The following is a 24,567-nucleotide window of genomic DNA, read 5'->3' as shown; positions in this document are numbered from 1 at the left end:
GCGGGTGCGGGGGCGCTGCCCGGAAAGCGACAGCGCGCCGGGAGATGCGCCGCGCAGAGTGCCGTCCGGTGTCGCAACCCTCGTCGCAGACCCGCAGACCCGCAGACCCGCAGACCCGCAGACCCGCAGACCCACAGACCCGCTACCGCAGCACGACCACCCCGCGCCCGGTGAACCGGACGCAGTCCGTCGCCACCGAGGCATCGCCGAACGCGTAGAGCACCTCACCGGTCGCGCCGGGCACCGGTACCTCGGCCGAGTCGTCGAGGAAGTTCACCACGACGTGCACCGGCGCGACGGTCGGCCCGAGGAGCCCCCGGGTCAGGACGAGCCACCGGCGGTCCTCGCTGAACCGGACGGCGTTCGCCTCGTAGCGGTCGTCGACGAAGGCCTCGTCGGTCCGCCGCAGCGCGACGAGCACCCGGTAGGCCCGCAGGATCGCCGTGCCGCGGTCCGAGGAGACGTCCGCCCAGTCGAGCTTCGAGTTCTGGAAAGTCGCCGGGTCCTGCGGGTCCGGCACGGCGGACTCGTCCCAGCCGTGCTCCGCGAACTCCTTGATGCGGCCCTCTGCCGTGGCCTTACCGAGCTCCGGCTCCGGGTGCGACGTGAAGAACTGCCACGGCGTCGTCGCGGCGAACTCCTCACCCATGAAGAGCATCGGCGTGAACGGGCCGAGCAGGGTCAGCGCAGCCGCGATGACCAGCCCTTCGTCGGACAGCGAGGCGGCCAGGCGATCGCCAGCGGCACGGTTGCCGATCTGGTCGTGGTTCTGGTTCGCGACGACCAGCGCCGTCGCGGGGGAGGTGCCGCGGTCGATCGGCCGCCCGTGCCGCTTGCCGCGGAACGATGACCACGTGCCGTCGTGGAAGAAGCCGTCCCGCAGCACCTTCGCGAGCGCCGACAGCGGGGCGAAGTCGGCGTAGTAGCCGTTCGTCTCGCCGGTGAGCGCCACGTGCACGGCGTGGTGGAAGTCGTCCGACCACTGCCCGGCGAGCCCGTAGCCGGCGGCTTCCCGCGGGCGGAACATGACGGGGTCGTTGAGGTCGGACTCCGCGATGAGCGACAGCGGCCTGCCGACGAACGCCGAGAACGCGTCCGTCTCCGAGGCCATGTCCGCCAGCACGTGCGGCCGGGTGGTGTCCCGGATCGCGTGCACCGCGTCGAGCCGGAGCCCGTCGACGTGGTGGTCCCGGAACCACATCCGCACGTTGTCGAGGACGTACCGGCGGACCTCCGGGTGCTCGACGTTCACCGAGTCGCCCCACGTATTCGCCAGCCCCTGCACCAGGTACGGCCCGTACAGCGGCAGGTAGTTGCCGCTCGGTCCGAGGTGGTTGTAGACGACGTCCTGGATGACGCCGAGCCCCAGCGCGTGCGCCGTGTCGACGAAGCGGTCGTAGGCGTCCGGGCCGCCGTACGGTGCGTGCACCGCATACCAGGCGACGCCGTCGTAGCCCCAGTTCCACTCGCCGTTGACGCCGTTCACCGGCAGGAGCTCGACGAACTCGACGCCGAGCTCCACCAGGTGGTCGAGCTGCTCGGCAGCGGCGTCGAGCGTGCCCTCCGGGGTGAACGTCCCGACGTGCATCTCGTAGATCACGGCGCCGCGGGCCGGACGGCCGGTCCAGGACTCGTCGGTCCACGCGAACCGGGCCGGGTCCACGACCTCGGACGGGCCGTGCACGCCGTCCGGCTGGTACCGGCTGCGCGGGTCGGGCCGCACGGCGTCGTCGTCTCCGATGCGGAACCCGTACCGGGCACCGACGACGGGGACGATCTCGTCGGTGCGCCACCAGTCGTCGGCACCGCGGGTCAGCGGGTACTCCGTGCCGTCGACGACCAGGCGCACGCGCTCGGGGGCCGGCGCCCACACGGCGTATCGGTCGGGTGCGGTCATGCGTGCCCCTCCAGGATGTCGATCTCCGCCTGCTCAGGCGTCTCGGTCGCGTCGGTCCGGCTCGCGTCCGGCGTCGGTGCGGTCGCACTCGGTCGGGAGGCCGGGCCCGTGTCCGCCTCGGACGTCGCGTCAGCGACGTGGCCGGTCTCGTCCACGTCCGCCGCCGGCACCAGCAGTGCCACGGGGTAGGTGGTGAGCAGCTCGGACAGGGCGATGCCCCGGGAAGCCGGGACGGGCCTCCCGGTCAGGAGGTCGACGCGGTCGACGGGAGCCGGGTGGATCAGCGTGTCACCCCACCCGCCGACCCGTGCCAGGCCGATCGGCAGCCGCGTGGCGACCGTGACGGCGCCGCCGCGGTCGAACGCGACGACGTGGTCGGCGGCGATGCCGGTGGCCTCGACCGGGAGGTACCGCGTGAACAGCTCGGGCCGGTCGCGACGGAGGCGGAGCGCACGGCTGGTGACCAGCAGCTTCGCGGCGCCGTCGATGCCGATCGACGGCAGGACCTCGGGGCCGTCGTCGTCGGGGCCGTCCAGCTCGGCGAGGAGGTGCCGGCGTTCGGCGTAGTCCACCGGGCGGCGGTTGTCCGGGTCGACGAGCGAGCGGTCCCAGAGCTCGGTGCCCTGGTAGACGTCGGGGACGCCGGGCGCGGTGAGCTGGACGAGCTTCACGCCGAGCCCGTTCGACCACCCGGCAGCGTCGATCCGCTCGTCGAGGTCGTCGAGCAACGCGACCACGGCGGGGTCGTCGAAGGCGGCGTCCACGAGCGCGTGCATGCGGCCCTCGAAGTCCTCGTCCGGTTCTGTCCACGTCGTGCTGTTCCCGGCCTCGCGCGATGCCTTCTCGGCGTAGGCGTGGAGCCGTTCGCGGGAGGCCGGCCTGGCACCGACGATCGCCTGCCAGAGGAGGTTCGCGAACACCTCGTCCTCGAGCGGCGCCAGGGCGTGCAGGCGCTGGAAGGTCTCGGTCCACTCGTCGCCGAGTTCGGCGAGGACCGCGATGCGGGCGCGGGTGTCTTCGCTGCGCTTGGTGTCGTGCGTGGTGAGCGTCGTCATCGTGTGCGGCCAGCTGGCGAGCCGCTCGCGCTGTGCCGCGTGGAACTCGTCCGGGCCGACCGAGAAGATGCTCGGGTCGCCGCCGACCTCGCTCAGGGAGCTGAGCTTCGCGGCACGGTAGAACGCCGTGTCCTCGACGCCCTTCGCCATCACCATGCCGCTCGTCTGCTGGAGCCGGACCGCGGCGGCGTTCGACGGGTCGACGAGCGCGGGGGCGATCCGGTCGATGACGTCGTCGAGGTCCGGGCGGGTCTCCGCGGCGAGCTCGAGCGCGGTGAGGAGGTGGTGCGAGCCCTCGGGCAGGTAGGTGCGGTAGACGTCGAAGGACGCGATCACCTCGGCGAGGGCGTCGACGAGACGGGCGTGGTCGAGGTCCCGAGCGGTGCCGTCTGCTTCGAGCAGCCGGGCGAGGCGTTCGACCTCGCTGCCGAGGATGCCCTCGGCGATGCCGCGCCGGGTGTCGTGCGTCAGCGCCTGCCAGTCTGCGGGCTCGGCGTCCACCGTGGCCCAGAGGGGTTCCTCGCCGAGGGGGTCGACGAACAGCCGGTCGACCACACCGAGTGCGTCGTAACCGGTCGTGCCGTCGACGGGCCAGCTCGCCGGGAGTTCCTCGCCCGGCTCGAGGATCTTCTCGACGAGCGTGTAGGCGCCGCCGGTCAGTCCGTGCAGGTCCTGGAGGTACCCGGCCGGGTCGTACAGCCCGTCCGGGTGGTCGATCCGCAGGCCGTCCACGAGGCCGTCCCGGAACCACTGGCCGACGAGGGCGTGCGAGGCCGCGAAGACCTCGGGCTCCTCGACGCGGATCGCGGCGAGCGTGTTCACCGCGAAGAAGCGCCGGTAGTTGAGGTCGTGATCCGCACGCTTCCAGTGCACGAACTCGTAGTGCTGCCGGGCGTGCACCGCGGCGACGGCGTCCGGGCCGGTGCCGTCGGCGTCGTGCACCGTGCCGGGAGCCGTGGGGTACGCGGTCGTGCCGACGAGCAGTACGGCGGGTTCGCGCGTCGTGTCGAGCGTGACTCCGTCGAGCAGCCGGTCGTCGAGCACCGGGATGCGGATCCGGCCGTCGCCGGCCTGCCAGTCGACGTCGAACGCCTGGGCGACGGGGGAGCCCTGACCGTGTTCGAGCAGGGACCACCACCACGGGTTCACCTCGGGGGTCGCGACGCCCACGTGGTTCGGGACGACGTCCACCAGCACGCCGAGACCCGCCGCGTGTGCGGCCTCGGTCAGGGCACGGAAGGCGTCGTCCCCGCCGCGCTCGGCGTCGATCCGGGTGTGGTCGACGACGTCGTACCCGTGGTTCGAGCCGGGCTCCGCCTGCAGTACCGGGGAGAGGTACAGCCAGTCGGCTCCGAGGTCCCGCACGTAGTCGACGACGTCGGCCGCCGCGGCCAGGTCGAAGTCCGGCGAGATCTGCAGCCGGTACGTCGACACCGGCAGGCGTCTGGTCATCGGGTCGCCCCGCCCTGGGCGGTGCCGCTCGGAGCCGTCGAACCGGCCGGGTTCGCCGGGGTCACGGCGTCCTGCGGGGCGCGGGGGGCCGGGGCGCCGGCGGTCTGGGTCTCGACCGGGGTGACCGTGACCTCGTGGTCGGGCTCGGCGCGGAGCACGATCATCGAGCGCGCGGGGACGTCCAGCGGCGTGCCGGCGTCGATGACCTCGTCGCGGGCGCCGGGATCGGCGGTGTCGATGCGGACCGTCCAGCCCGGTGCGTACTCCTCCGGGGGGATGGTGAACGTCACGACGTCGTCGTGGGCGTTGAAGTACGTGATGAACGCCACGTCGGTCACCCGGTCGCCGCGGGAGTCGCGCCCGCGGATGCCCTCGCCGTTCAGGTACATGCCGACGCTCTTGCCGAAGCCGGAGTCCCAGTCCTCGGGCTCCATGGCGTCACCGGAGGGCGTCAGCCACACCACGTCCGGCAGTGGTTCGTCCTGTCCGCGGCGCACCGGACGCCCGTTGAAGTACCGGGTGCGACGGAACGTCGGGTGGTCGTGCCGGAGCTTCGTGACGTCGGCCGTGAACTGGATGAGGTCGTCGTCCGCGGTGTCCCAGTCGATCCAGCTCAGCTCGGAGTCCTGCGCGTAGACGTTGTTGTTGCCGGACTGCGAGCGACCGAGCTCGTCGCCGTGGGCGATCATCGGGACGCCCTGGCTGAGGAGCAGCGTCGCGATGAAGTTCCGGCGGCGCTGCAGCCGCAGGGCGTTCACCGCTTCGTCGTCGGTCGGGCCCTCGACCCCGGAGTTCCAGGACCGGTTGTGGCTCTCGCCGTCGTTGTTGTCCTCACCGTTGGCCTCGTTGTGCTTCTCGTTGTAGGCGACGAGGTCGTACAGCGTGAAGCCGTCGTGCGCGGTGATGAAGTTGATGCTCGCCTTGGGCGTGCGGCCGTCGTGCTCGTACAGGTCCGCAGATCCGGAGATGCGGGAGGCGAACTCGCCGAGCGTCGAGCTCTCGCCCCGCCAGAAGTCGCGGACGGTGTCGCGGTACTTGCCGTTCCACTCCGACCACTGCGGGGGGAAGTTGCCGACCTGGTAGCCGCCGGGGCCGACGTCCCACGGCTCGGCGATGAGCTTCACCTGCGACACGATCGGGTCCTGCTGGACGAGTTCGAAGAACGCCGAGAGCCGGTCGACCTCGTAGAACTCGCGGGCCAGGGCCGACGCCAGGTCGAACCGGAAGCCGTCGACGTGCATCTCGGTCACCCAGTAGCGGAGCGAGTCCATGATGAGCTGCAGCGAGTGCGGGTGTCCCACGTTGAGCGAGTTCCCGGTGCCCGTGTAGTCCATGTAGTAGCGCTTGTCGTCGTCCATCAAGCGGTAGTACGCGGCGTTGTCGATGCCGCGGAAGGACAGCGTCGGACCCATGTGGTTGCCCTCGGCGGTGTGGTTGTAGACCACGTCGAGGACGACCTCGATGCCCGCACGGTGGAGCTCGCGGACCATCGTCTTGAACTCCTGCACCTGCTGGCCCTGGTCGCCCGAGGATGAGTAGTGCGAGTGCGGGGCGAAGAACCCGATGGTGTTGTAGCCCCAGTAGTTCGACAGGCCCTTGTCCTGCAGCGTCGAGTCGTTCACGAACTGGTGCACGGGCATCAGCTCGAGCGTCGTGATCCCGAGGCGCTGCAGGTGCTCGATGACCGCCGGGTGCGAGACGCCGGCGTAGGTGCCGCGCTGTTCTTCCGGGACGGCGGGGTGCGTCTCGGTGAGGCCCTTCACGTGCGCTTCGTAGATGACGGTCTCGCCGTACGGGGTCCGCGGTGCGCGGTCGCCCTGCCAGTCGAAGAACGGGTTGATCACGACGCCCTTGACCATGTGCGCCGCGGAGTCCTCGTCGTTGCGGGAGTCCGGGTCGCCGAACGTGTACGAGAACAGGGACTGGTCCCAGTCGATCTCGCCGCTCGTCGCCTTGGCGTAGGGGTCGAGGAGGAGCTTCTCCGGGTTGCACCGCGCGCCGGTCTCCGGGTCGTACGGGCCGGAGACGCGGAAGCCGTAGAGCTGCCCGGGGCCGACGTTCGGCAGGTAGGCGTGCCAGACGTAGGCGTCGACCTCGACGAGGGGAACGCGTTCCTCGGTGCCGTCCTCGTCGAACAGACAGAGCTCCACGCGCTCAGCGACCTCGCTGAACAGCGCGAAGTTGGTGCCGCTGCCGTCGTAGGTCGCGCCGAGCGGGTAGGGGTTGCCGGGCCAGGTGTGCAAACGATCCTCCAGAGATGGGTCTTGCCAAAGGTATCGACGGGTCCCTGTGCTGTCCGCTGCGCGCTGATGTCGGTGGACGAACGGCATCCATCCACAGCGGAGTAGCGTCGCCGCCATGGCCAACATCGTCACGCAGATCGCAGACAAGGTCCGACCCATCGACGTCTCCACGAACTACGGGGACCCGGTCGAGGTCGGCGACCAGACGCTCATCCCGGTGTCCCTCGGCTGGTTCGGCTTCGGGGGCGGCGGGGACGGGGACGACAACGGCGGCGGCGGTGGCGGCGGCGTCTCCGTGCCGATCGGGGCGTACATCCGTCGCCCGGGCAAGGACCTCGAGTTCGAGCCGAACCTCATCTCGCTCGTCGCCGTCAGCATCCCGCTCGTCTGGGTGACCGGCACGGTGCTCCGGAAGCTCGTCCGAGTCCTCAAGAAGTAGCCCCGTCACGGGGCCGAGGGCAGCGGTACACTGCCAGGACACACACGGGAGTCCGGGATCGCCGGGCTGAGAGGGAGCGAGCAGCGCTCCGACCGTCGAACCTGATCCGGGTCATGCCGGCGCAGGGAGGAGTCCAGAACGATGCCCACGCGCATGCCGTCCACAGTTCGTACCCCCACGATCGCCGCGCCGAAGCGGTCGCTCCGCTGGCGGGTCGTCGACATCGTCGTCGCGAGCGTGCTCGCCGTCGCGGTCGGTGTCGTCTTCAAGCTCTGGGAGTTCGGCTACGAGCCGCTCGCCGCCGCGGTCGCCCTGCTGCTGCCCGGCACCCAGGCGCTCTTCGGCGGCGTCTGGCTCCTCGCCGGACCGATCGTCGCGCTCGTCGTCCGGAAGCCGGGTGCCGCGCTGTTCGCCGAGATCGTCGCGGCCAGTGTCGAGGCCCTGCTCGGGACGCAGTGGGGATGGAGCACCCTCGAGGCCGGCCTCGTGCAGGGGCTCGGCGCGGAGATCGTCCTCGCCCTGTTCCTGTACCGCGTGTACCGGCTGCCGGTCGTCGTCCTGGCCGGGGCCGCCGCCGGCCTCGCGATGGGCATCAACGACTCCGTGCTCTGGTACGCGGGCTACGACGCTGCGTTCAAGGGCGTCTACATCGTCTGCGGCACGATCTCCGGCGCCGTGATCGCCGGCGTCGGCTCGTGGCTGATCGTCCGGGCGCTCGCCCGCACGGGGGTGCTGTCCTCGTTCGCGGCCGGTCGCGAGCACACCCGGCGCCGTCCGACCTCCTCGGCAGCGTGAGCACACCGGGCGTGCACCCCGCCCGGATCGAGTTCCACGACTGGGGCTGGCGGTACGCCGACCGTGTCGCCTGGGCCGTCCGCGGCGTCGACCTGGTCGTGGAGCCGGGGGAGCGGGTCGCGGTCGTCGGGCCGTCCGGCGCCGGGAAGTCCACGCTCCTCCGGGCCGTCGCAGCGGTGCTGCCGGACGAACCGGACCCCGACGACGACACCGCCGCCGCGGTCCGGGGCACGGTGCTCGTCGACGGCGCCGCGCCGCAGGCCGTCCGCGGCCGTGTCGGGCTCGTCATGCAGGACCCCGAGGCGCACACCGTGATGTCCCGCGTGGGCGACGACGTGGCGTTCGGGTGCGAGAACACCGGCGTCCCGCGCGGTGAGACGTGGGAGCGGGTCCGGTCGGCGCTCGACGTCGTCGGACTCGACCTGCCGCTCGGCCGCTCCACGACGATGCTCTCCGGCGGGCAGCGGCAACGGCTGGCGCTCGCCGGGGTGCTCGCGATGCGCCCGGGCGCCCTCGTCCTCGACGAGCCGTGCGCGAACCTCGACCCGGACGGCGTGCAGCAGGTGCACGACGCCGTCGCGGCCCTGCTCGCCGACACCGGGGCGACCCTGCTCGTGGTGGAGCACCGCATCGGGACCTGGCTCGACCTGGTCGATCGGCTCGTGCTCCTCGAACCGGGCGGTGGCGTCGTCGCCGACGGGCCGCCCGCCGAGGTGCTCGCCGCCCACGGGGACGCCTTGACCGCGGCCGGCGTGTGGGTCCCCGGCGCCGAACCCGCACGGGGTTCCGCCCGCACGGGGTTCCGCACTGCGGGTCGAGCGGGCGAAATGCCCGGGTCCGCCGCGCCCCCCACCCAGGCATTTCGCCCGCTCGACCGAGCGCCCGCGCCCGGCGCGCCCGCGCCCGGCGCGCCCGCGCCCGGCGCGCCCGCGCCCGCGCCCGGCGCGGAACTGCTCGTCGCGGAGGGGCTCGGCACGGCCAGGGGCAAGCGCCAGCGTGTGGGCAGCGGCATCGACCTGCGCGTCCGCGCCGGTCGGGTGCTCGCCGTCACCGGGCCGAACGGTGTCGGCAAGTCGACTCTCGGGCTCACGCTCGCCGGGCTCCTCCGTCCCGCCGAGGGCACCCTCCGAGCGACGGAGCACCTGACCCAGAGCAGCACCCACGAGCGCAGCACCCACGAGCCCAGCACCCACGAGTCCAGCACCCACGAGCGCAGCACCCACGAGCCCAGCCCACGGCAGCGCAGCACCAGCAGCACCGCGCCGCACGCCTGGTCCAGCCGCGAGCTCGCGGCCCGCATCGGCACGGTCTTCCAGGACCCCCAGCACCAGTTCGTCGCCCGCACCGTCCGCGAGGAACTCGCCGCCGGCCCGCGGGCCCTGGGCCTGCCGGACACCGAGGCACGCGTCGACGACCTCCTCGACGCGTTCGGGCTCCGGCACCTCGCGGACGCGAACCCCTTCACCCTGTCGGGAGGCGAAGCCCGGCGCCTCGCGATCGGCACCGTCGTCGCGACGGAGCCGCCGGTGATCGTGCTCGACGAGCCGACCTCCGGGCAGGACCGCGCCACGTGGCAGGCCGTCGTCGACCGCCTCGGAGCCCTGGCCGACGCCGGGACCGCGGTGGTGGCCGTGACGCACGACCGCGACCTCGTCCGAGCCCTGGACGCCGACGAACTCGTCCTGAGCGCGACCGGCGCGACCGCACCCGCCGGACCCGCGTCCGAGGTGACACGGTGACCGGCCCGACGACGCGGGCGACCCCGTCGAGCCGACCCGAGCCTCCAGTCCGGAACGTCCGGAACGTCCCAGACGTCCGGAACGTCCCAGACGCCAGGAACGTGCGCGGCGTGCGCGCCGTCCAACCGGTGGCCACGCTCCTCGGCGTGCTCGGCCTGGGCGTGTGCCTGGTGCTGAGCCTCGACGTGGTGTCCGCGGCCATCGCCCTCGGACTGGAGCTCGCCCTGCTGCCGCTCCTGCGGATCCCGGTCCGGACCCTGCTGCTCCGGACGTCGCCGGTGCTCCTCGCGGTCCCGCTGACCGGCGTGAGCATTGCGCTGTACGGACGCGCCACCGGACGGGAGTGGCTCGACCTCGGCTTCGTCCACGTCACCGACGGGTCCCTGGTGCTCGCGGTCGCGACGATGCTCCGCGTCCTGGCGGTGGGACTGCCGAGCATCGCGCTGTTCGTGCGGGTGGATCCGACGGACCTCGCGGACGGGCTGGCGCAGGTGCTGCGGCTGCCGGCGCGCTTCGTGCTCGGGGCGCTCGCGGCGATCCGGATGATGACGCTCCTGGTCGACGACTGGCGGCAGCTCGCGATGGCGCGCAGAGCCCGAGGACTCGCGGACACCGGGCGGCTGCGCCGCGGCGCGTCGATGGCGTTCGCGTTGCTGGTGCTCGCCCTCCGGAGGGCGACCACCCTGGCAGTCGCGATGGAATCCCGTGGGTTCGGTGCGCCAGGACGGCGGACGTGGGCCAGGCCGGCCCGGTTCGGCGCGCGGGGGTGGGCGATGATCGCGGTGCTGGTGGGGATCGGCGTGGTGGCGATCGCGGTGTCGGTGGCGGCTGGGACGTGGCGTGCCTGAGCGCTCGACGGCGGGGTCCGGGGCCGGGTCGTCGAGGGCCGGGCTGTCGGTTCCAGGGTCGTCGGGGGCCGGGTTGTCGGTTCCAGGGTCGTCGGGCGTCGGGCTGTCGGTTCCAGGGTTCGCGGGGGCCGGGCTGTCGGTTCCAGGATCGTCGGGCGTCGGGCTGTCGGTTCCGGGGTCCGCGGCCGTCGGCCTGGAGGCTGGGCCCGCCTCCGTCACGGCCCTCGCCGCTCGCGCACGGTCGGCTGCGCGGGCGTCCGGCCGCCGGTCCGTCGTCCTGGTCGACGGGCGCTCCGGTACCGGGAAGACCACGCTCGGCAACGCCTTGGCCGACGCGCTCGCCTGCCGGGTGGTGCACCTGGACGACGTCTACCCGGGGTGGGACGGTCTCGGGGCAGCGGCCGAGGCGGTCGTACACGACGTGCTCGGAGCCCCGTCCGGGTACCGGCGGTGGGACTGGGCGGCCTCGGAGCCGGCCGGCTGGGTGTCGCTCGACCCCGACGCGCCGCTCGTCGTCGAAGGGTGCGGCTCCCTGTCCCGCGCATCGGCCCCGCTCGCCACGCTGCGGGTGTGGATGACCGCCGACGCCGGGCTGCGGAAGCGGCGCGCGCTCGATCGCGACGGTGCCGTGTTCGCTGCCGAGTGGGACCGGTGGGCACGGCAGGAGGACGCGTTCATCGCGGCCGAGGACCCGCGCGCCCTGGCGGACGTGGTGGTCGGGACGTAGCGGCTCGGGTACTCGCTACGCCCAGCCGAGTTCGTGCAGGCGCTCGTCGTCGATGCCGTACCAGTGGCCGATCTCGTGGACCAGGGTCGTGTGCACCTCGTCGCGGAGTTCCTCCTCGGTGTCGCACTCCGCCAGGTGCTGCTTCCGGAACACCACGATCCGGTCGGGCAGCTCGCCGAAGCCGTACTGCCCGCGCTCCGTCTGGGCGACGCCGTCGTAGATGCCGAACAGCTCGGAGCCGTCCTCGGGTTCGTCCTCGACCACGAACACCACGTTGTCCAGGCCGTCGACCATCTCGTCGGGGAGCAGGTCGAGCTCATCGGTCACGAGGGCCTCGAACGCCTCGGCGGACATCTCCATCACGGCACGATCGTGGCACACCCGCCTGGGGAACGACGAAGGCCCCCGTCTCGCGACGAGGGCCTTCAACGCTTGAACACTGGGGTGAGTAACGGGGCTCGAACCCGCGACCTCCTAGACCACAACCAGGCGCTCTACCAGCTGAGCTATACCCACCATGTCCGCCCGGCGTGCCGGGCAACCACTCAATAGTAGTACACGCGGGAGGGTCCTCGGGACACTACTCGGCGTTCGCGTCCGTAGCCGTGCTGGCCGTGCCGACCGTCTGCGCGGACGTGTCCGTCTCCTGTGGTGCCAGGCGGGGTGCCCATGCCTCGACGACCTCGACCGAGATCGCCCGCACGTCGTCGGTGGTCGGCCCGGGTTCGGCCACGAACCCCGCGCGGCGGTAGTACTCGAGCTCGCGGATCGACTCGAGGATGTCCGCCAGCGCCCGGTGCCCGCCGTGTTTCTCGGGGGCGTTGAAGTAGACGCGCGGGAACCAGCGACGGCAGAGCTCCTTGATGCTCGACACGTCGACGCTGCGGTAGTGCAGGTGTCCGTCGACGCGGGGCATGTACTTCGCCAGGAACGCCCGGTCGGTGCCGATGGTGTTGCCGGCCAGAGGGGCGGAGCCCTCGGCGGGGACGTGGGCGAGGATGTACTCGAGCACCTGGTACTCGGCGTCCGCCAGGGAGACGCCGTTCGGGATCTCGTCGATGAGGCCCGACGTCACGTGCATGTTCGTCACGAACTCGTTCATGTTGTCGAGCGCCGACTGGTCGGGCTTGATCACGATGTCGAACCCGGGGTGCACGGGGTTCAGGTCGAAGTCGGTGATGACCACGGCCACCTCGACGAGTTCGTCGACCTCGATGTCGAGGCCCGTCATCTCGCAGTCGATCCAGACGAGGCGGTCATTCGCGGTTGCCATGGCATCGATCCTATTCCCGGGCGGGCGCTGCCCGGACCCGCCCGCCGGAGACCCGGCGCCGCTGCGCAACCCGCCCTCGCGCGCTGGGATGCGAGCGCCGGGCGTCCGCCGTCCGCTCCCGCCCCGCCCCACCCCGCCCCACGAGTCGAGCGGGCGAAATACCCGCGTGCGGGGCGGCGCCGACCATGGTGTTTCGCCCGCTCGTGCGCGGGCGTTGCCCGTGCCCGGGCGGTGTCCCCGGGAGCTCGGTGCTCGCTCGGCCGCGCTCGGTCGGCCCGCGGCTCGGTCGGGCTGCGTCGTCGCCCACAGTCGAGCGGGCGAAATACCCGGCCCCCGGAGACGCCGGCCGGGGTATTTCGCCCGCTCGCGCTCGGCGGTCGGTCCCGCTCGTGCGCGATCTGTCCCGGACGTCCCGCGTCGTCTCCCCACAGTCGAGCGGGCGAAATACCCGGCCCCCGGCGACGCCGACCCGGGCATTTCGCCCGCTCGCGCTCGGCGCCGACCGCGCTCGTGCTCGGCGGCCGACCTCACTCGAGCGCGAGCGGTCCCGAACGTCGAGCGGGCGAAACACCCGGGTGCACCGAACGTGGCACCCAGGCATTTCGCCCGCTCGACGAAGCCGCGTGCGCACCCGGCGACGAGCGCCGACGCACCCAGGGCGCCGAAGCACCCAGGCGCCGAAGCGCCCACGGCACCGCGAGCCCCCACCCCCCGCCCCAGCCCGCCAGAGCACCCGAGGCCCAGCCCCCGAGCGCACCGCCCCTACGCCATCTCCCCGGCCCCGATGGCCTCGGCCTCGACGGGCTCCGCCTCGGCCCCGTCGTCGACCCGCCGCAGCACCCGAGCGGTCACCAGGGTGACCACGAACGCCACGGTCACCGAGGCCCCCGCGAAGACGTACGCCGCCGAGGGCGAGTACGCGTCGGCGAGCAGCGTCGCGACCGGCGGGGCGATCGCGCCACCGATGAAGCGGACGGCCGAGTACGCGCTCGACGCCACGGCACGCGGGAGGTCCGTCGCCTCCATCACGCACTCCGTGAGCACCGTGTTGAGGACACCGAGCACGAGCCCGCCGATGACCACGCAGATGATGAGCCCGACCTGGGACCGGACCACCACGGCCGCGGCGAAGAGGTCGAGCGCGAGCAACGGCAGCGCGATCCGCAGCACGGTCGTCCGACGGAGCCGGGCGGTGAGCATCGGCGCGACCCACACCGAGGTGATCGCGAGCCCGACACCCCAGCCGAAGAACGTGAACCCGATGCCGAGCGCCCCGAACCCCAGCGGGAACGGCGTGTAGGCGAGCAGCACGAAGAAGCCGATGTTGTAGAACAGCGCGGTCGCGGCGAGCGCGGCCAGTGCCGGACGGCCGAGCGCACGGAACGGTGCGGAGAGCTTGGTCGGCACGGGCTTGTCGAGGCCGGACGACTTGAGCATCACGGCCACCGCGATGAACGCGATCGCCATCAGGGTCGTCACGCCGACGAACGGGCCGCGCCAGCTGATCGACCCGAGCAGGCCGCCGACGAGGGGGCCGATCGCGATGCCGAGGCCCAGGGCGGCCTCGTACAGGATGATCGCGGACGCGGTGCCACCGGACGCGGCACCGACGATCGTCGCGAGCGCGGTCGAGATGAACAGCGCGTTCCCGAGACCCCATCCGGCGCGGAAGTCGATGATCGTCCAGACGTCGTTCGACACGGCGGCGAGCACGGAGAACACCACGATGAGGGCGAGCCCGATCATCAGGGTCTTCTTCGCGCCGATCCGGCTGGACACCCAGCTGGTGAAGAACATCGCGACGCCGGTGACGGCCAGGTAGCTCGTGAAGAGCAGTTCCGTCTGGGCGGGCGTGGCCTTGAGGGACGCCGCGATCGCCGGCAGGATCGGGTCCACCAGGCCGATGCCCATGAAGGCGACGACACAGGCGAAGGCGATCGCCCACACCGCCTTGGACTGCTTGAGGATGCTGCCGGACGACGCCGGCGCGTGCGCGTTCACGCGGTGATCTCCGTTCTGGTCCTCGATGCGATGAGGGCCGATGCTTCGTGCAGGACGTCCCACTGGTCGTCGTCGAGATCGGCGAACAGGGGACCGACCGTGCGGGTCAGGGTGGCGCGCCACTGGGTCAGCCGGGCGACGCCGGCCTCGGTGATCTCGATCAGCTGCCCGCGGGAGTCGTCGGGGTCGACGGTCCGCGAGATCAGGCCGTCGGCGAGCATGCCGGCGACGAGTCGGGTCATCGTGGGCTGGGAGACGCGAGACGTCCTCGCGAGCTCGCCGAGCCGGAGCGGCTGGTCGGACTCGAGGATGCCGAGCGTGCGCCACACGGCCGACGACGTGGTGCTGCCGGCGGCCTGGGCGGCGACGCGGATCAGGCGGTTCACGGAGACCAGGAGCGTCTCGATCGTCTGCTCACGCGTTGTTTCCATAGCTGAACTATATAGCGTTGCTATGAATCAGGCAACAGGTCGCCCCTGGTAGACAGGAGGGCATGAGCGACATCACCATCCACGAGGGCGACGAGTACACCGCCATCTTCCACCAGGGCCCGTTCGACGGGACGACGGACACCCGCACCGCCACCGGCGACGCGGTCGAGGACGAGGTGACGGTGTTCGCGGACGTCGAAGGCCTGCAGACCGCCTTCACCTACAAGGCCACGCACACCCGCCAGGTCCTCGACCAGACCTCGGTCGACTACACCTGGGTCCCGAGCGAGTCCGACCCCGTCGACGACCTGCAGGACCGTGGCGACCGCAGCGGCGAGTTCGACCGGGAGTAGACCGGCCCGGCCCGACGTTGCACGATCACATGCAGCTCGACCTCTGGACGTCCGCCTTCTGCGCGCCGTGCGCCGCCGCCCGCCGGGTGGCAGCCGACGCCGCACGGATCGTCCCCGGGCTCGACGTGGTCGAGCGTGACGTCGCGGCCCACCCGGACGACGCTGAAGACCTCGGCATCCGGTCCACCCCCACGATCATCGTGCGGCGTGCGGACGGTGCCGAGGTCTTCCGTTCGCCGGGCGTCCCGTCACGGGACCAACTGCTGCTCGCCGTCGCCAAGGCGGTCGACTGACCGCACGCCGTCACCGGAGCGCGCGCCGTCGAAGGACCGGCCTGGAGGCTCGGCTCGGCTCACCGGGGTCGCAGGACTCGCCGACATGGTCGGCCCGGCCAGCGCCTGCCGCACCAGGCGCTTCACCGTCCGGATCGGCGCGCCGATGACGAGCGCGACGAACCCGAGGGCGCTCCGGTCTGCCGCGCCGAGGGCGTTCTTCCGCTCCCAGGCCCGGCGGAGCGCCCCACCACGGCTCCGCCGCGCGCTCGGACGGTCCCGCAGCGTGCGGGCGTCCCGCGCACGCATCAGTTCCTCGGTCCGTGCGACCCAGTCGTCGTCGGCGCGTGGGTGGAAGTAGTTGTCCGACATCCAGTCGGGGTGGACGGTGCCGAAGCGCCCGGCGAGCAGGTCGGTGGCGTCGCCCTCGAGCCCGCTGCCGACGAAGACCTCGTTGATGAGCGGCCGGCACACCCCGAAGTCGGTCAGGGTGAGCGCCGGGATGTCCCGCGCGGCTGCCTCGAGCACGGCCGTCGAACTGATCGTGACCAGGGCCACGGCGCGGTCCAGGTGCGCCGCCATCGGGCCGGTCTCGACGACCAGGTTCGACGGCGCGTCGGACGGCACGAGGTCGGCGTACGGGAAGGTCTCGCGGTGCGTCTGTTGCTCACCGACGACCGCACGGGTCTTCACGACGAGACGCCACGAGGGGTGCCGCCTGGCCGTCTCGGCGAGCCACGCGACGACCTGCGCACGCTCCGCCCGGGACTCCGGCACGCTCGGCTGGGCGGCGAAGACGACGGTGTCGCGGCGCCGATCGCGTGCCGCGGGGACCGCCCGCGCGCCGGCAGCCGTCGCGAAGGGCAGCGACGCGAGCGCGAAGAACGGCTCCACCCCGTACTCCTGGGCCATCGCTTCGTACTCGCGGATCTCACGGTGGCTGTGCAGCACGAACAGGTCGGCGCGGGCGCGGGAGAACACGCCCTTCCACTTGGCGGGGAACGAGATGCCGGGCAGGCCCGTCACCAGGACCGGGCGGTCCGGCACGGTGCGGTGCACCTCGTCCACGATCAGCTCGGCGACCGGCCCGATCGTCGACACCAGGACCGCGTCCGGCGGGCCCCGCCGGATCCGCTCCACGATCTCGTCGACGTCGAGCGGGGCCGGAGGAGCGCTCGTCAGGGGCGCGAGCCGTGCGTCGACGCCGCGGAAGGCAGACCGGAGCTGCGCGGGGCTCGCCGTCCGCGGGGTGTCCACCACGAGGAGCTCGAGCGACCACGTCTCGGGTCCCGCTGACAAGAGGTGGGCTCCCCATTTCGCGAACGAGTCGGTGTCCACGATCCCGACCACGTGCCTCCAGGCCGGTTCTGCAGCACCGCCCACCGGGCCGACGGCCGCTGTGCGGTCGTCACCGCTCACGCGTCGACGCGGCGGAGCTTCGCGAGCGGGGCCGCCTCGCCCGGCATGACCCGCTTCACCCCGTCGCCGAGCGCCGTCTCGATGATCCGGACGTCGCGGGCGAGCGTCGCGAGCCCGTGCGGCTCGAGCGACGCGGCGTGGTCCGACCCCCACATCGTCCGGTCGAGTGTGATGTGCCGCTCGAGTGCCGTGGCTCCGAGCGCGACCGCTGCGATGGAGATCTGCAGCCCGGGCTCGTGACCGGAGTACCCGACCGGGACCCCCGTGTACCGGCGGGCGAGGGTGTCGATCATGCGCAGGTTGGCCTCCTCGGGCGGCAGCGGGTACGTCGACGTCGCGTGCATGAGGACGAGGCGCTCGGTGCCGAGCGCCTCGACGGCCCGGTCGATCTGCTCGAGCGTCGACATGCCGGTGGAGAGGATGACGGGCTTCCCGGTCGCAGCGACCTCGGCGAGCAGTCCGAGGTCCGTGACCGAGGCCGAGGCGATCTTGTACGCGACGACGTTCAGCGACTCGAGGAAGGCGACCGACGGCTCGTCCCACGGCGACGCGAACCAGTCCAGGCCGCGCAAGGTCGCGTGGTCACCGATCTCGATGTACTGCTCACGGTCGAACTCCACCCGGTAGCGGTACTCGAGGTACGTCATGTCGCCCCACGGCGTGCTCCGCGGGGTGTTCTTCATGTGCTCCGGCGTCGCGATCGCCGGCGTGCGCTTCTGGAACTTGACCGCCTGCAGCCCCGCGTCGGCGGCGACGTCGATCAGCCGCTTCGCGATGTCCACGTCGCCGTTGTGGTTCAGGCCGATCTCGCCGATCAGGTACGCGGGGTGGCCCGCGCCGATGGTGGACGTGCCGATGGTGACGGTCATGGTGCTCCGTTCGTCGTGGCCAGGGGCCAGCGTTGGGGGTCGTGCGGTCGAGCCGGGGACGGAGCGTCGCCGTCCGGGACCAGTGCGTCCGCGAGTGCCAGGTCGGCGGGCTCGTCGATGTCGATCGCGAACCGCTGGTCGACGAGTGCGATCTCCACCCGGCCGAAGAACCGGTGCCGGTGCGCGCGGAACCCCGCCACGCGGAGGACGGTGAACGCGCCCGTCTCGCGGTACTCCGGTTCGCGGTCCTGCCGGCGCGGCCGGGTCGCGGCGTCGTGGTTGACCGCGACGGCTCGCCCCGACCCGTCGGTCCGCCAGAGGAACGCGTGCGAGGGCGTCGCGGCGAACACCGAGTCGGCGCCGGCCCGGACCCGCGCGACGGCGTCGTCGAGGTCCGCCGGGTCGATGAACGGCGACGTGGCCTGCAGGAACACCAGGACCTCGGGTTCCTCGTCCGCCGCCCGGAGGGCGTCGAGGGCGTGCAGGAGCGCCGACTCGGAGCTGGCCTCGTCGCCCGCGAGCTCGGCCGGCCGGCGGACCACGCGTGCGCCTGCAGCGGTGGCCTCGGCCGCGATCGCGTCGCCGCGCGGTTCCTCGTCGGTCGACACGACGACGGCGTCGACGAGCCGGGCGGCGCGCGCGGACTCGACCGCGCGCCGCACGAGCGAGCGTCCGCCGACCTGCCGCAGGTTCTTCCCCGGGATGCCCTTCGAACCGGCGCGCGCCGGGATGACCGCCACGACGCGCAGAGTGCTCATGCGGGGCACGCTAGGGACGCCGGGTGACCGGCAGGTTGCCACCGCCCGGCCCGTTGCTGTCCAGGGGGTTGCCGTGGTGTGCGGTTCTCGCGGCTGCTTCACATGGGCGCCATCGCGTTCCGAAAGGGGCGGACGGGAGGCTCGGGTCACCACCTGCACGCGCTGACCGCCCGACGGCGGTCGCCTCGAGAAAGTGACCGCCGCCATGCGTCGCACCACCCGCCCGCGCTGGGAACGACCCGCCCACCTCGGTCTGCTCCTGGCGACCGCCGTGGTGTACGTCGTCAACCTCGGGGTGAACGGCTGGGCGAACGCGTTCTACTCCGCCGCCGTGCAGGCCGGGAGCACCTCGTGGGAGGCCTTCTTCTACGGCTCCTCGGACGCGGGCAACTCGATCACGGTCGACAAGCCGCCCGCGTTCCTCTGGGTGATGGAGCTGTCCGTGCGGGTGTTCGGGATGAACTCGTGGGCGATCCTGGTCCCCGAGGCGATCATGGGCGTGCTCTCCGTCGCGCTCCTCTACGCCATCGTCCGGCGGCGGTTCTCGGCCGGGTCCGCACTCGTCGCCGGCGCGGTCCTCGCATCGACCCCGGTGGCGACGCTGATGTTCCGGTTCAACAACCCGGACGCACTCCTGACGCTGCTGATGCTCGCGTCGATCTGGCTCGTCCTGCGCGCGGTCGACACCGGTCGGGTGCGCTTCCTGGTGCTGGCAGGCGTGGCCATCGGCTTCGCGTTCCTCACGAAGCAGCTGCAGGCGTTCCTGATCCTGCCGGTGCTCGTCGGCGTGGTGCTGTACTGCTCCTCGTTGCCGTTCTGGAAGCGCGTCGTGCACCTGCTCTGGGCCGCGCTCGCGATCGTGGTGTCGGCGGGGTGGTGGGTCGCGATCGTGACACTCGTGCCGGCCACGGCGCGGCCGTACATCGGCGGGTCCCAGACGAACTCGTTCCTGGAGCTGACGTTCGGGTACAACGGTCTCGGCCGGGTCACCGGGGACGAGACCGGCAGCGTGACCGGCGGTGGCGGGACGGCCGGCGCGGGCTCGTGGGGCTCGACCGGCATCACCCGGCTGTTCGGGTCCGAGTTCGCCGGCCAGATCACGTGGTTGCTCCCCGCGGCGCTGCTGCTGCTCGTGGTGGCGCTGGTCGCGGTCGGCTTCCGGGAGCGCACCTCGCCGCAGCTGGCGACCGTGCTGGTCCTCGGCGGGTCGCTGCTGATCACCGCACTGGTGTTCAGCTTCATGGGCGGCATCTTCCACCCGTACTACACGGTCGCTCTCGCGCCGTACATCGGCGGCCTGGTGGGCATCGGCGCCGGGGTGCTGTGGGCGCGCCGTGCCGAGCCGGGCGTCCGTGGCTGGTGCTGGCGCGGGGCCGCTGCGCTCGTGCTCGTCGTCACCGTCGTGTGGCAGTGGCACCTGCTCACGGCTGCCGGCACGTGGCAGCCGTGGATCAAGTGGGTCGTGCTGGTGGCCGGCGTCCTGGCTGCCGCGGCGGCCCTGGTGCCGGGCCGCGCGGGCGAGGGGCTCCGCCCGGCGGGTCGAGCGGGGGAGGGGCTCCGCCCGGCGGGTCGAACGGGCGAAATGCCCGGGTCGGACGCCGGGGGGACCACGGTATTCCGCCCGCTCGGTCTCGTGGACGACGGGCTCCGCCCGGCGGGTCGAACGGGCGAAATGCCCGGGTCGGACGCCGGGGGGACCACGGTATTCCGCCCGCTCGACGAGCGGGACGGGCGGGACGCGCTGGCTGCCCGCGCGGACGAAGGGCTCCGCCCGCCGGGTCTCGTTGGGGAGGGGCTCCGCCCGCCCGGTCGAGCGGGCGAAATGCCCGGGTCGGACGCTGCGGGGACTGCGGTATTCCGCCCGCTCGACCAGGCGGCAGGGTGGGAGCACGTGCCGAGCGTCGCGGGGGACCACCACCCGGGCGGGTCCTCGACGGGGATCGCTGCGCGGTGGTCGAAGCCGCTCGGCGCGCTCGTGGTCACCGGGGCGGTGGTGGCCGGGCTCCTCGGACCCGCGGCGTACTCCGTCCAGACGGTGACGACGGCGCACACGGGATCGCTGCCGTCGGCGGGTCCGAGCGTCGCGGGCGCCGGGTTCGGCGGGCGAGGAGGGTTCGGTGGACGAGGAGGGTTCGGCGGTGGCCAGCCCGGAGCCGGCGGACCGGGAGGCCAGACGGGCGCGCAGAACCCCGGCGGGCAGAACGGAGCCGGGCAGCCCGGCGGGCGGTCGACTGCTCGGAACGGAGGCGGTGCCGGCGGCCTGCTCGGTGGTTCGACGGACGTCGCCGCCGCGCTCGTGACGGCCCTGCAGTCCGACGCCGCTGATCACCGGTGGGCCGCTGCGACGGTCGGCTCGAACAACGCGGCCACGTACCAGCTCGCCTCGGGCGAATCGGTGATGCCGATCGGTGGGTTCAACGGCTCCGACCCGTCACCGACCCTCGCCGAGTTCGAACAGTACGTCGCAGACGGCGACGTGCACTACTTCATCGCGGGCGACGGCATCGGCCGGTCGAACGGCGGGAGCGACGCCGCGACGGAGATCACCGCGTGGGTGGAGTCCCACTTCACGGCGGAGACGATCGGTGGGGTGACCGTCTACGACCTCACCGCGACCGGGTGACGTCCGGTCGGTAGGGTCGACGGGTGCTCGGAAGGGATGACGTCCTCGATCCGCCGCCCCGACGTGTGCTCGTGGCAGGCACGACCGGCGCCGGCAAGACCACGACGGCCGGTCGGATCGGCCGTGCGCTCGGGATCCCGCACACCGAGATCGACAGCCTCTTCCACGGGCCGGACTGGGAACCACGACCGACCTTCGAGGCCGACGTCGAGGCGTACACGGCGGAGCCTGAGTGGGTCACCGAGTGGCAGTACCAGCAGGTCCGCACGATGCTCACGGAACGAGCCGACACCCTGGTCTGGCTCGACCTCCCGATCCCGATCGTGTTCTGGCGACTGGTCCGACGCACTGTCCGACGACGGCTACGTCGGACGGAGCTCTGGAACGGCAACGTCGAGCCGCCGCTCTGGACGTTCTTCACGAACCGGGACCACATCATCCGCTGGGGCATCCGTGGGCGGCGCGGGTCGCGGCGGATGGTGCCAGCCGCCGAACAGGCCGCCCCGCACCTCCGCGTCGTTCGACTGCGGTCCCAGTCGGACGTCGACGCGTGGGTCGATCGGCTGCCGCGCCCGTCGGAATAGAATCGATGACGTCCGCCTCCGTAGCTCAGTGGATAGAGCAGGTGGTTTCTACCCACCGTGCCGCGGGTTCGATTCCTGCCGGGGGCACCGACGACGAGGGCCGCCATCCGATCGGATGGCGGCCCTCGTGTCGTGCTGGAGCGGATCGACTACTCGTCGTCCTCCGCGCGGCGACGCAGCTCGTTCGCGCTGATCGGCTGCGTGTGCGTCGCCTCGGACGTCTCGTCGGCATCGGCGGGCTCGAGGGGGGCGTCCGCGATCCGCGTGGGGACCGAGGTGGTGTTCGTCGTGCCGGCAGCGGCGTCGACCTGGCCGGCCGTGAGCTTGCCCGGTACGTCCGACCGCGAGTCGATGGTCGGTCGCGCGTCGTCCACCACGTCGGCGTTGTCCTCGTCGGACTGGCTCGAGGTCGGAGCCGGGGACCGCGGGGACCCGAGCGCGGGGCGGACCGGGCTGACCTGGTCGTCCCCGTACGGACGGGTGACGCCTTCGGCGTACGGGCGGGTCACACCCTCGGCGTACGACCGCGTCTGGCCGTCCGAGATCGGGGTCGTGGCGTTCGGGTCCGCGGAGCCGACCGGGGTGCCGGCGTTCCGGGTCGCACTGAACGCAGCGGCCCCTGCGGGCGCGACCGCGGTGCTGGCCGACGCCGCGGCGGGGGTTCCCTGCGGGGCGGGGGAGGTGGGGCCTCCCGGTCGCTGCGGAGCAGGGCGGAGCGACGTGGTCGTGGGAGTCGGTGCAGGCGTCGTCGGCGGCGCAGCCGGACGCTTGGCGTCCGCCTGGTCGGCGCTCCAGTCCTGCTGACGCTTGATCAGCTCGGCGTCGGGGTCGGGCGACTCGAACTTCCAGCGCTCGAGGTCGCTCTTGAAGAGCTTGCGGGCGCGGCCGGGACGGGCCTGCCAGTCGAGGAGTCGATCGCGGAACTCCGCGAGGGACTGTTCCGCCTGGAAGCTGAAGGTCGAGGAGTTCTTCTTGATGTCCGCGATCTCGTGCTGGGCCCAGTTCGCCGCGAGCGGGGCTCCGGCGATCGGCAGCAGCCGGAGACGGATGTCGGCGTCCTCGGCGAGGTGGTCGGCGTAGTTCCGTTCGTCGTGCCCGAGCGAACCCCACGAGGCTGCCTTGCGCGCGGCCGAGATGATCGCCGCGACCGCGGCGTTCTTCGACTCACGCTCCTGCAGGGAGACCACGCGCTTGGTGGCGCCACGGCCGATGAGGGCCGCGACCACCCCGGCCACGATGATCGCCACGAAGGGGATCAGCGCTCCGGAGATCACTCGCCAGCCCGTGTCCGACGAGGTCCAGTCGATGAAGTCGTTCCACCAGTCCATGCGCGCACCATATCCATCCGCGGGTCAGTTCCAGGGGACATCGGACGGCGTTCCGTCCATCTGGTCGCACTTGATTCCAATGTGGAACATCATGCGGCTGGACCGGGTGTCACCAGCGCAGGCAGTCGACCGCATCGTCGGCGGACCACACGTTGGGCAGCTCGACGAACCGGCGTTCGGCGGCGACGTACCGTCGTGCGCGGTACGCGGTCCCGCCTGCGACGTCGACGCGGTCCACGTACCCGACGATCTCGCCGTTGGCCCGGGTGACCCGGGAGAGGTCGTCCCGGACGTCGAGGATGCGGAGGTCGCCGCGTGAGCGGGCGACGGGGTGCGCAGTGCGGATGCGCAGGCTGGGCTCGGTCGTGGTCTGCATCGTGGTGCCTCCTGTTCCGTGTCGGGGAGTTCTGTGTCGGGGAGTTCTGTACCGGGCAGTTCTGTGCCCGGTACGTTCACACCGGGGCGGTCGGGGCCGGTGCCTGGCCGGCGACGTTCCTGTCGGTGTGGACTCGACGGTACGGGCGACCACTGACACGCCGGGGCTGTCGCAGGGGCCCGGGGAACACGGAATGCGCCTCGTGCGTTGTGGAGGAGGTGTCCCCCAACTCGGGGCTCCGCGGAGCCCAGGAAGGCTAGGTTGTGCCCATGACCACGTTCGTGCTCGCAGGTGGATGTTTCTGGTGTCTCGACGCCGTGTACCGCACGCTCCAGGGCGTGCAGGACGTGGTGTCCGGGTACATCGGGGGCTCGGCGGACAACCCGTCGTACGAGCAGGTGTGCACCGGGACAACCGGCCACGCCGAGGCCGTCGCCGTCACGTTCGACGAGTCGGTCATCCCCGCCGACGTCATCCTCGACGTCTTCTTCACGCTCCACGACCCGCGCCAGCTCAACCGACAGGGCGCGGACGTCGGCACGCAGTACCGCTCCGCGATGTTCCCCGCGGACGACGAGCAGCGCGCGCTGTTCGAGCAGGCGATCGAGCGCGCGTCGGACATCTGGGACGGCGGGATCGTCACGACGATCGAGCCGTTCACGACGTTCTACCCGGCGGAGGAGTACCACCAGGACTTCTTCGCGAAGAACCCCGGTCAGGGCTACTGCCTCGCAGTGGCGCTGCCGAAGGTGAACAAGGTCCGCAAGGCCTACAGTCAGTACATCCTGGCGTCCTGAACGACGGGCGTCGGGGCCACGAGGAGGTGGTCGCACGATGACGAACAACACGACGACGAACGACACGGTGACGGCAGGGACCTGGGTCGCGGTCGGACCGGCGGGCGCGGTGGGCAGCATCCACCGCGCGCCGGACGGCTTCCGCGTCGAGCTCTACGGCAACCGTGGGGCCAGGAGCGGGACCTACCCGACCCTGGAGACCGCGAAGGGTGCCGTCCACGCGGCGCTCGGCCCGCTCGCGCCGCGTCCGGAGTTCCACGCGCACTGACCGGTGACGGTCCGGTGCGT

The 24,567-nt window shown here is 72.2% G+C and carries 23 protein-coding genes, 2 tRNA genes and 1 riboswitch; of the genes, 12 read left to right on the top strand and 13 right to left on the bottom strand.

Annotated elements, in window-relative coordinates; genetic code table 11:
* Nucleotides 1–142: 142 nt before the first annotated feature.
* Genes treZ through glgX form a run of 3 tightly spaced genes read right to left on the bottom strand, consistent with a single transcriptional unit; the run spans nucleotide 143 to nucleotide 6,647 of the window.
* Complete coding sequence (gene treZ / locus ACIPJY_RS08630; RefSeq protein ID WP_400462957.1) at nucleotides 143–1,897, bottom strand: malto-oligosyltrehalose trehalohydrolase; 1,755 nt, start codon at nucleotides 1,895–1,897, stop codon at nucleotides 143–145.
* Nucleotides 1,894–4,404: a malto-oligosyltrehalose synthase gene (gene treY / locus ACIPJY_RS08625; RefSeq protein ID WP_400462954.1), complete on the bottom strand. Its 2,511-nt coding sequence runs from the start codon at nucleotides 4,402–4,404 to the stop codon at nucleotides 1,894–1,896. Before treY ends, treZ begins: the two co-directional genes overlap by 4 nt.
* Nucleotides 4,401–6,647, bottom strand: a complete 2,247-nt coding sequence (gene glgX / locus ACIPJY_RS08620; RefSeq protein ID WP_400462951.1) for a glycogen debranching protein GlgX — start codon at nucleotides 6,645–6,647, stop codon at nucleotides 4,401–4,403. The genes treY and glgX overlap by 4 nt, the downstream gene beginning before the upstream one ends.
* A gap of 115 nt (nucleotides 6,648–6,762) precedes the next feature.
* Between glgX and ACIPJY_RS08615 the strand changes: the two genes are divergently transcribed.
* From ACIPJY_RS08615 to ACIPJY_RS08595, 5 genes are all read left to right on the top strand, one after another.
* Nucleotides 6,763–7,086, top strand: coding sequence for a hypothetical protein (locus tag ACIPJY_RS08615; RefSeq protein ID WP_400462949.1), 324 nt, complete (start codon nucleotides 6,763–6,765; stop codon nucleotides 7,084–7,086).
* Nucleotides 7,087–7,121: 35 nt separating this feature from the next.
* A riboswitch (TPP riboswitch) is annotated at nucleotides 7,122–7,231 on the top strand.
* Nucleotides 7,228–7,881, top strand: a complete 654-nt coding sequence (locus ACIPJY_RS08610) for an ECF transporter S component (RefSeq protein ID WP_400462946.1) — start codon at nucleotides 7,228–7,230, stop codon at nucleotides 7,879–7,881. (Overlaps the previous riboswitch by 4 nt.)
* Nucleotides 7,878–9,620, top strand: a complete 1,743-nt coding sequence (locus ACIPJY_RS08605; protein WP_400462944.1) for an ABC transporter ATP-binding protein — start codon at nucleotides 7,878–7,880, stop codon at nucleotides 9,618–9,620. The genes ACIPJY_RS08610 and ACIPJY_RS08605 overlap by 4 nt, the downstream gene beginning before the upstream one ends.
* A gap of 110 nt (nucleotides 9,621–9,730) precedes the next feature.
* Complete coding sequence (locus ACIPJY_RS08600; protein ID WP_400462941.1) at nucleotides 9,731–10,468, top strand: energy-coupling factor transporter transmembrane component T family protein; 738 nt, start codon at nucleotides 9,731–9,733, stop codon at nucleotides 10,466–10,468.
* A gap of 73 nt (nucleotides 10,469–10,541) precedes the next feature.
* The gene (locus ACIPJY_RS08595) at nucleotides 10,542–11,195 is read left to right on the top strand and encodes an ATP-binding protein (RefSeq protein WP_400462938.1); all 654 of its coding nucleotides are present in this window, start codon (nucleotides 10,542–10,544) and stop codon (nucleotides 11,193–11,195) included.
* Between the two features lie 15 nt (nucleotides 11,196–11,210).
* Here ACIPJY_RS08595 and ACIPJY_RS08590 read toward each other — a convergent pair whose 3' ends face one another.
* The 5 genes from ACIPJY_RS08590 to ACIPJY_RS08570 form a co-directional block, all read right to left on the bottom strand.
* Nucleotides 11,211–11,555, bottom strand: coding sequence for a metallopeptidase family protein (locus tag ACIPJY_RS08590; protein ID WP_400463837.1), 345 nt, complete (start codon nucleotides 11,553–11,555; stop codon nucleotides 11,211–11,213).
* An 80-nt stretch (nucleotides 11,556–11,635) separates the two neighbouring features.
* Nucleotides 11,636–11,711 (bottom strand) — tRNA-His (locus tag ACIPJY_RS08585).
* 64 nt (nucleotides 11,712–11,775) lie between these two features.
* Complete coding sequence (gene orn / locus ACIPJY_RS08580) at nucleotides 11,776–12,468, bottom strand: oligoribonuclease (RefSeq protein WP_400462935.1); 693 nt, start codon at nucleotides 12,466–12,468, stop codon at nucleotides 11,776–11,778.
* A 762-nt stretch (nucleotides 12,469–13,230) separates the two neighbouring features.
* Nucleotides 13,231–14,469, bottom strand: coding sequence for an MFS transporter (locus tag ACIPJY_RS08575; RefSeq protein ID WP_400462932.1), 1,239 nt, complete (start codon nucleotides 14,467–14,469; stop codon nucleotides 13,231–13,233).
* Entirely contained in the window at nucleotides 14,466–14,900 is a 435-nt protein-coding gene (locus ACIPJY_RS08570; protein ID WP_400462929.1) for a MarR family winged helix-turn-helix transcriptional regulator, read from the bottom strand. Before ACIPJY_RS08570 ends, ACIPJY_RS08575 begins: the two co-directional genes overlap by 4 nt.
* Before the next feature lie 62 nt (nucleotides 14,901–14,962).
* Here ACIPJY_RS08570 and ACIPJY_RS08565 point away from each other — a divergent pair, with 62 nt between their 5' ends.
* Together ACIPJY_RS08565 and ACIPJY_RS08560 are read left to right on the top strand one after the other, a co-directional pair.
* Nucleotides 14,963–15,253 (top strand): oligoribonuclease, encoded by a 291-nt coding sequence (locus ACIPJY_RS08565; RefSeq protein WP_123702913.1) that lies wholly within the window; start codon nucleotides 14,963–14,965, stop codon nucleotides 15,251–15,253.
* A 29-nt stretch (nucleotides 15,254–15,282) separates the two neighbouring features.
* Entirely contained in the window at nucleotides 15,283–15,546 is a 264-nt protein-coding gene (locus ACIPJY_RS08560) for a thioredoxin (RefSeq protein WP_400462926.1), read from the top strand.
* Here ACIPJY_RS08560 and ACIPJY_RS08555 read toward each other — a convergent pair.
* From ACIPJY_RS08555 to ACIPJY_RS08545, 3 genes are all read right to left on the bottom strand, one after another.
* A complete protein-coding gene (locus tag ACIPJY_RS08555) occupies nucleotides 15,502–16,863 on the bottom strand; it encodes a DUF6716 putative glycosyltransferase (protein WP_400463834.1) in 1,362 nt (453 codons plus the stop codon). The genes ACIPJY_RS08560 and ACIPJY_RS08555 overlap by 45 nt on opposite strands.
* Nucleotides 16,864–16,940: 77 nt before the next feature.
* The gene (locus tag ACIPJY_RS08550) at nucleotides 16,941–17,813 is read right to left on the bottom strand and encodes an N-acetylneuraminate synthase family protein (protein ID WP_400462924.1); all 873 of its coding nucleotides are present in this window, start codon (nucleotides 17,811–17,813) and stop codon (nucleotides 16,941–16,943) included.
* The gene (locus ACIPJY_RS08545) at nucleotides 17,810–18,571 is read right to left on the bottom strand and encodes a cytidylyltransferase domain-containing protein (RefSeq protein WP_400462922.1); all 762 of its coding nucleotides are present in this window, start codon (nucleotides 18,569–18,571) and stop codon (nucleotides 17,810–17,812) included. Before ACIPJY_RS08545 ends, ACIPJY_RS08550 begins: the two co-directional genes overlap by 4 nt.
* 205 nt (nucleotides 18,572–18,776) lie before the next feature.
* Between ACIPJY_RS08545 and ACIPJY_RS08540 the strand changes: the two genes are divergently transcribed.
* The 3 genes from ACIPJY_RS08540 (at nucleotide 18,777) to ACIPJY_RS08530 (ending at nucleotide 21,865) form a co-directional block, all read left to right on the top strand.
* A complete protein-coding gene (locus tag ACIPJY_RS08540) occupies nucleotides 18,777–21,194 on the top strand; it encodes an ArnT family glycosyltransferase (RefSeq protein WP_400462919.1) in 2,418 nt (805 codons plus the stop codon).
* Nucleotides 21,195–21,265: 71 nt separating this feature from the next.
* Complete coding sequence (locus tag ACIPJY_RS08535) at nucleotides 21,266–21,778, top strand: AAA family ATPase (RefSeq protein WP_400462917.1); 513 nt, start codon at nucleotides 21,266–21,268, stop codon at nucleotides 21,776–21,778.
* A 14-nt stretch (nucleotides 21,779–21,792) separates the two neighbouring features.
* A tRNA-Arg gene (locus ACIPJY_RS08530) sits at nucleotides 21,793–21,865 on the top strand.
* 62 nt (nucleotides 21,866–21,927) lie between these two features.
* Here the strand turns inward: ACIPJY_RS08530 and ACIPJY_RS08525 are convergent.
* On the bottom strand, nucleotides 21,928–23,106 hold the full coding sequence (locus tag ACIPJY_RS08525; RefSeq protein ID WP_400462915.1) for a hypothetical protein: 1,179 nt from the start codon (nucleotides 23,104–23,106) through the stop codon (nucleotides 21,928–21,930).
* Nucleotides 23,107–23,215: 109 nt separating this feature from the next.
* Nucleotides 23,216–23,482, bottom strand: coding sequence for a hypothetical protein (locus tag ACIPJY_RS08520; RefSeq protein ID WP_400462913.1), 267 nt, complete (start codon nucleotides 23,480–23,482; stop codon nucleotides 23,216–23,218).
* A 269-nt stretch (nucleotides 23,483–23,751) separates the two neighbouring features.
* Between ACIPJY_RS08520 and msrA the strand changes: the two genes are divergently transcribed.
* The gene (gene msrA / locus ACIPJY_RS08515; protein WP_400462910.1) at nucleotides 23,752–24,279 is read left to right on the top strand and encodes a peptide-methionine (S)-S-oxide reductase MsrA; all 528 of its coding nucleotides are present in this window, start codon (nucleotides 23,752–23,754) and stop codon (nucleotides 24,277–24,279) included.
* Between the two features lie 37 nt (nucleotides 24,280–24,316).
* Nucleotides 24,317–24,547, top strand: a complete 231-nt coding sequence (locus ACIPJY_RS08510; RefSeq protein ID WP_400462907.1) for a methyltransferase — start codon at nucleotides 24,317–24,319, stop codon at nucleotides 24,545–24,547.
* The last annotated feature ends 20 nt before the right edge of the window (nucleotides 24,548–24,567 follow it).

This window comes from Curtobacterium sp. NPDC090223, from assembly GCF_044746585.1.
In the GTDB taxonomy this organism is placed as follows: domain Bacteria; phylum Actinomycetota; class Actinomycetes; order Actinomycetales; family Microbacteriaceae; genus Curtobacterium.
The sequence above is the reverse complement of the archived record's forward strand: the minus strand, read 5'-3'. Positions and strand labels throughout refer to the sequence as shown.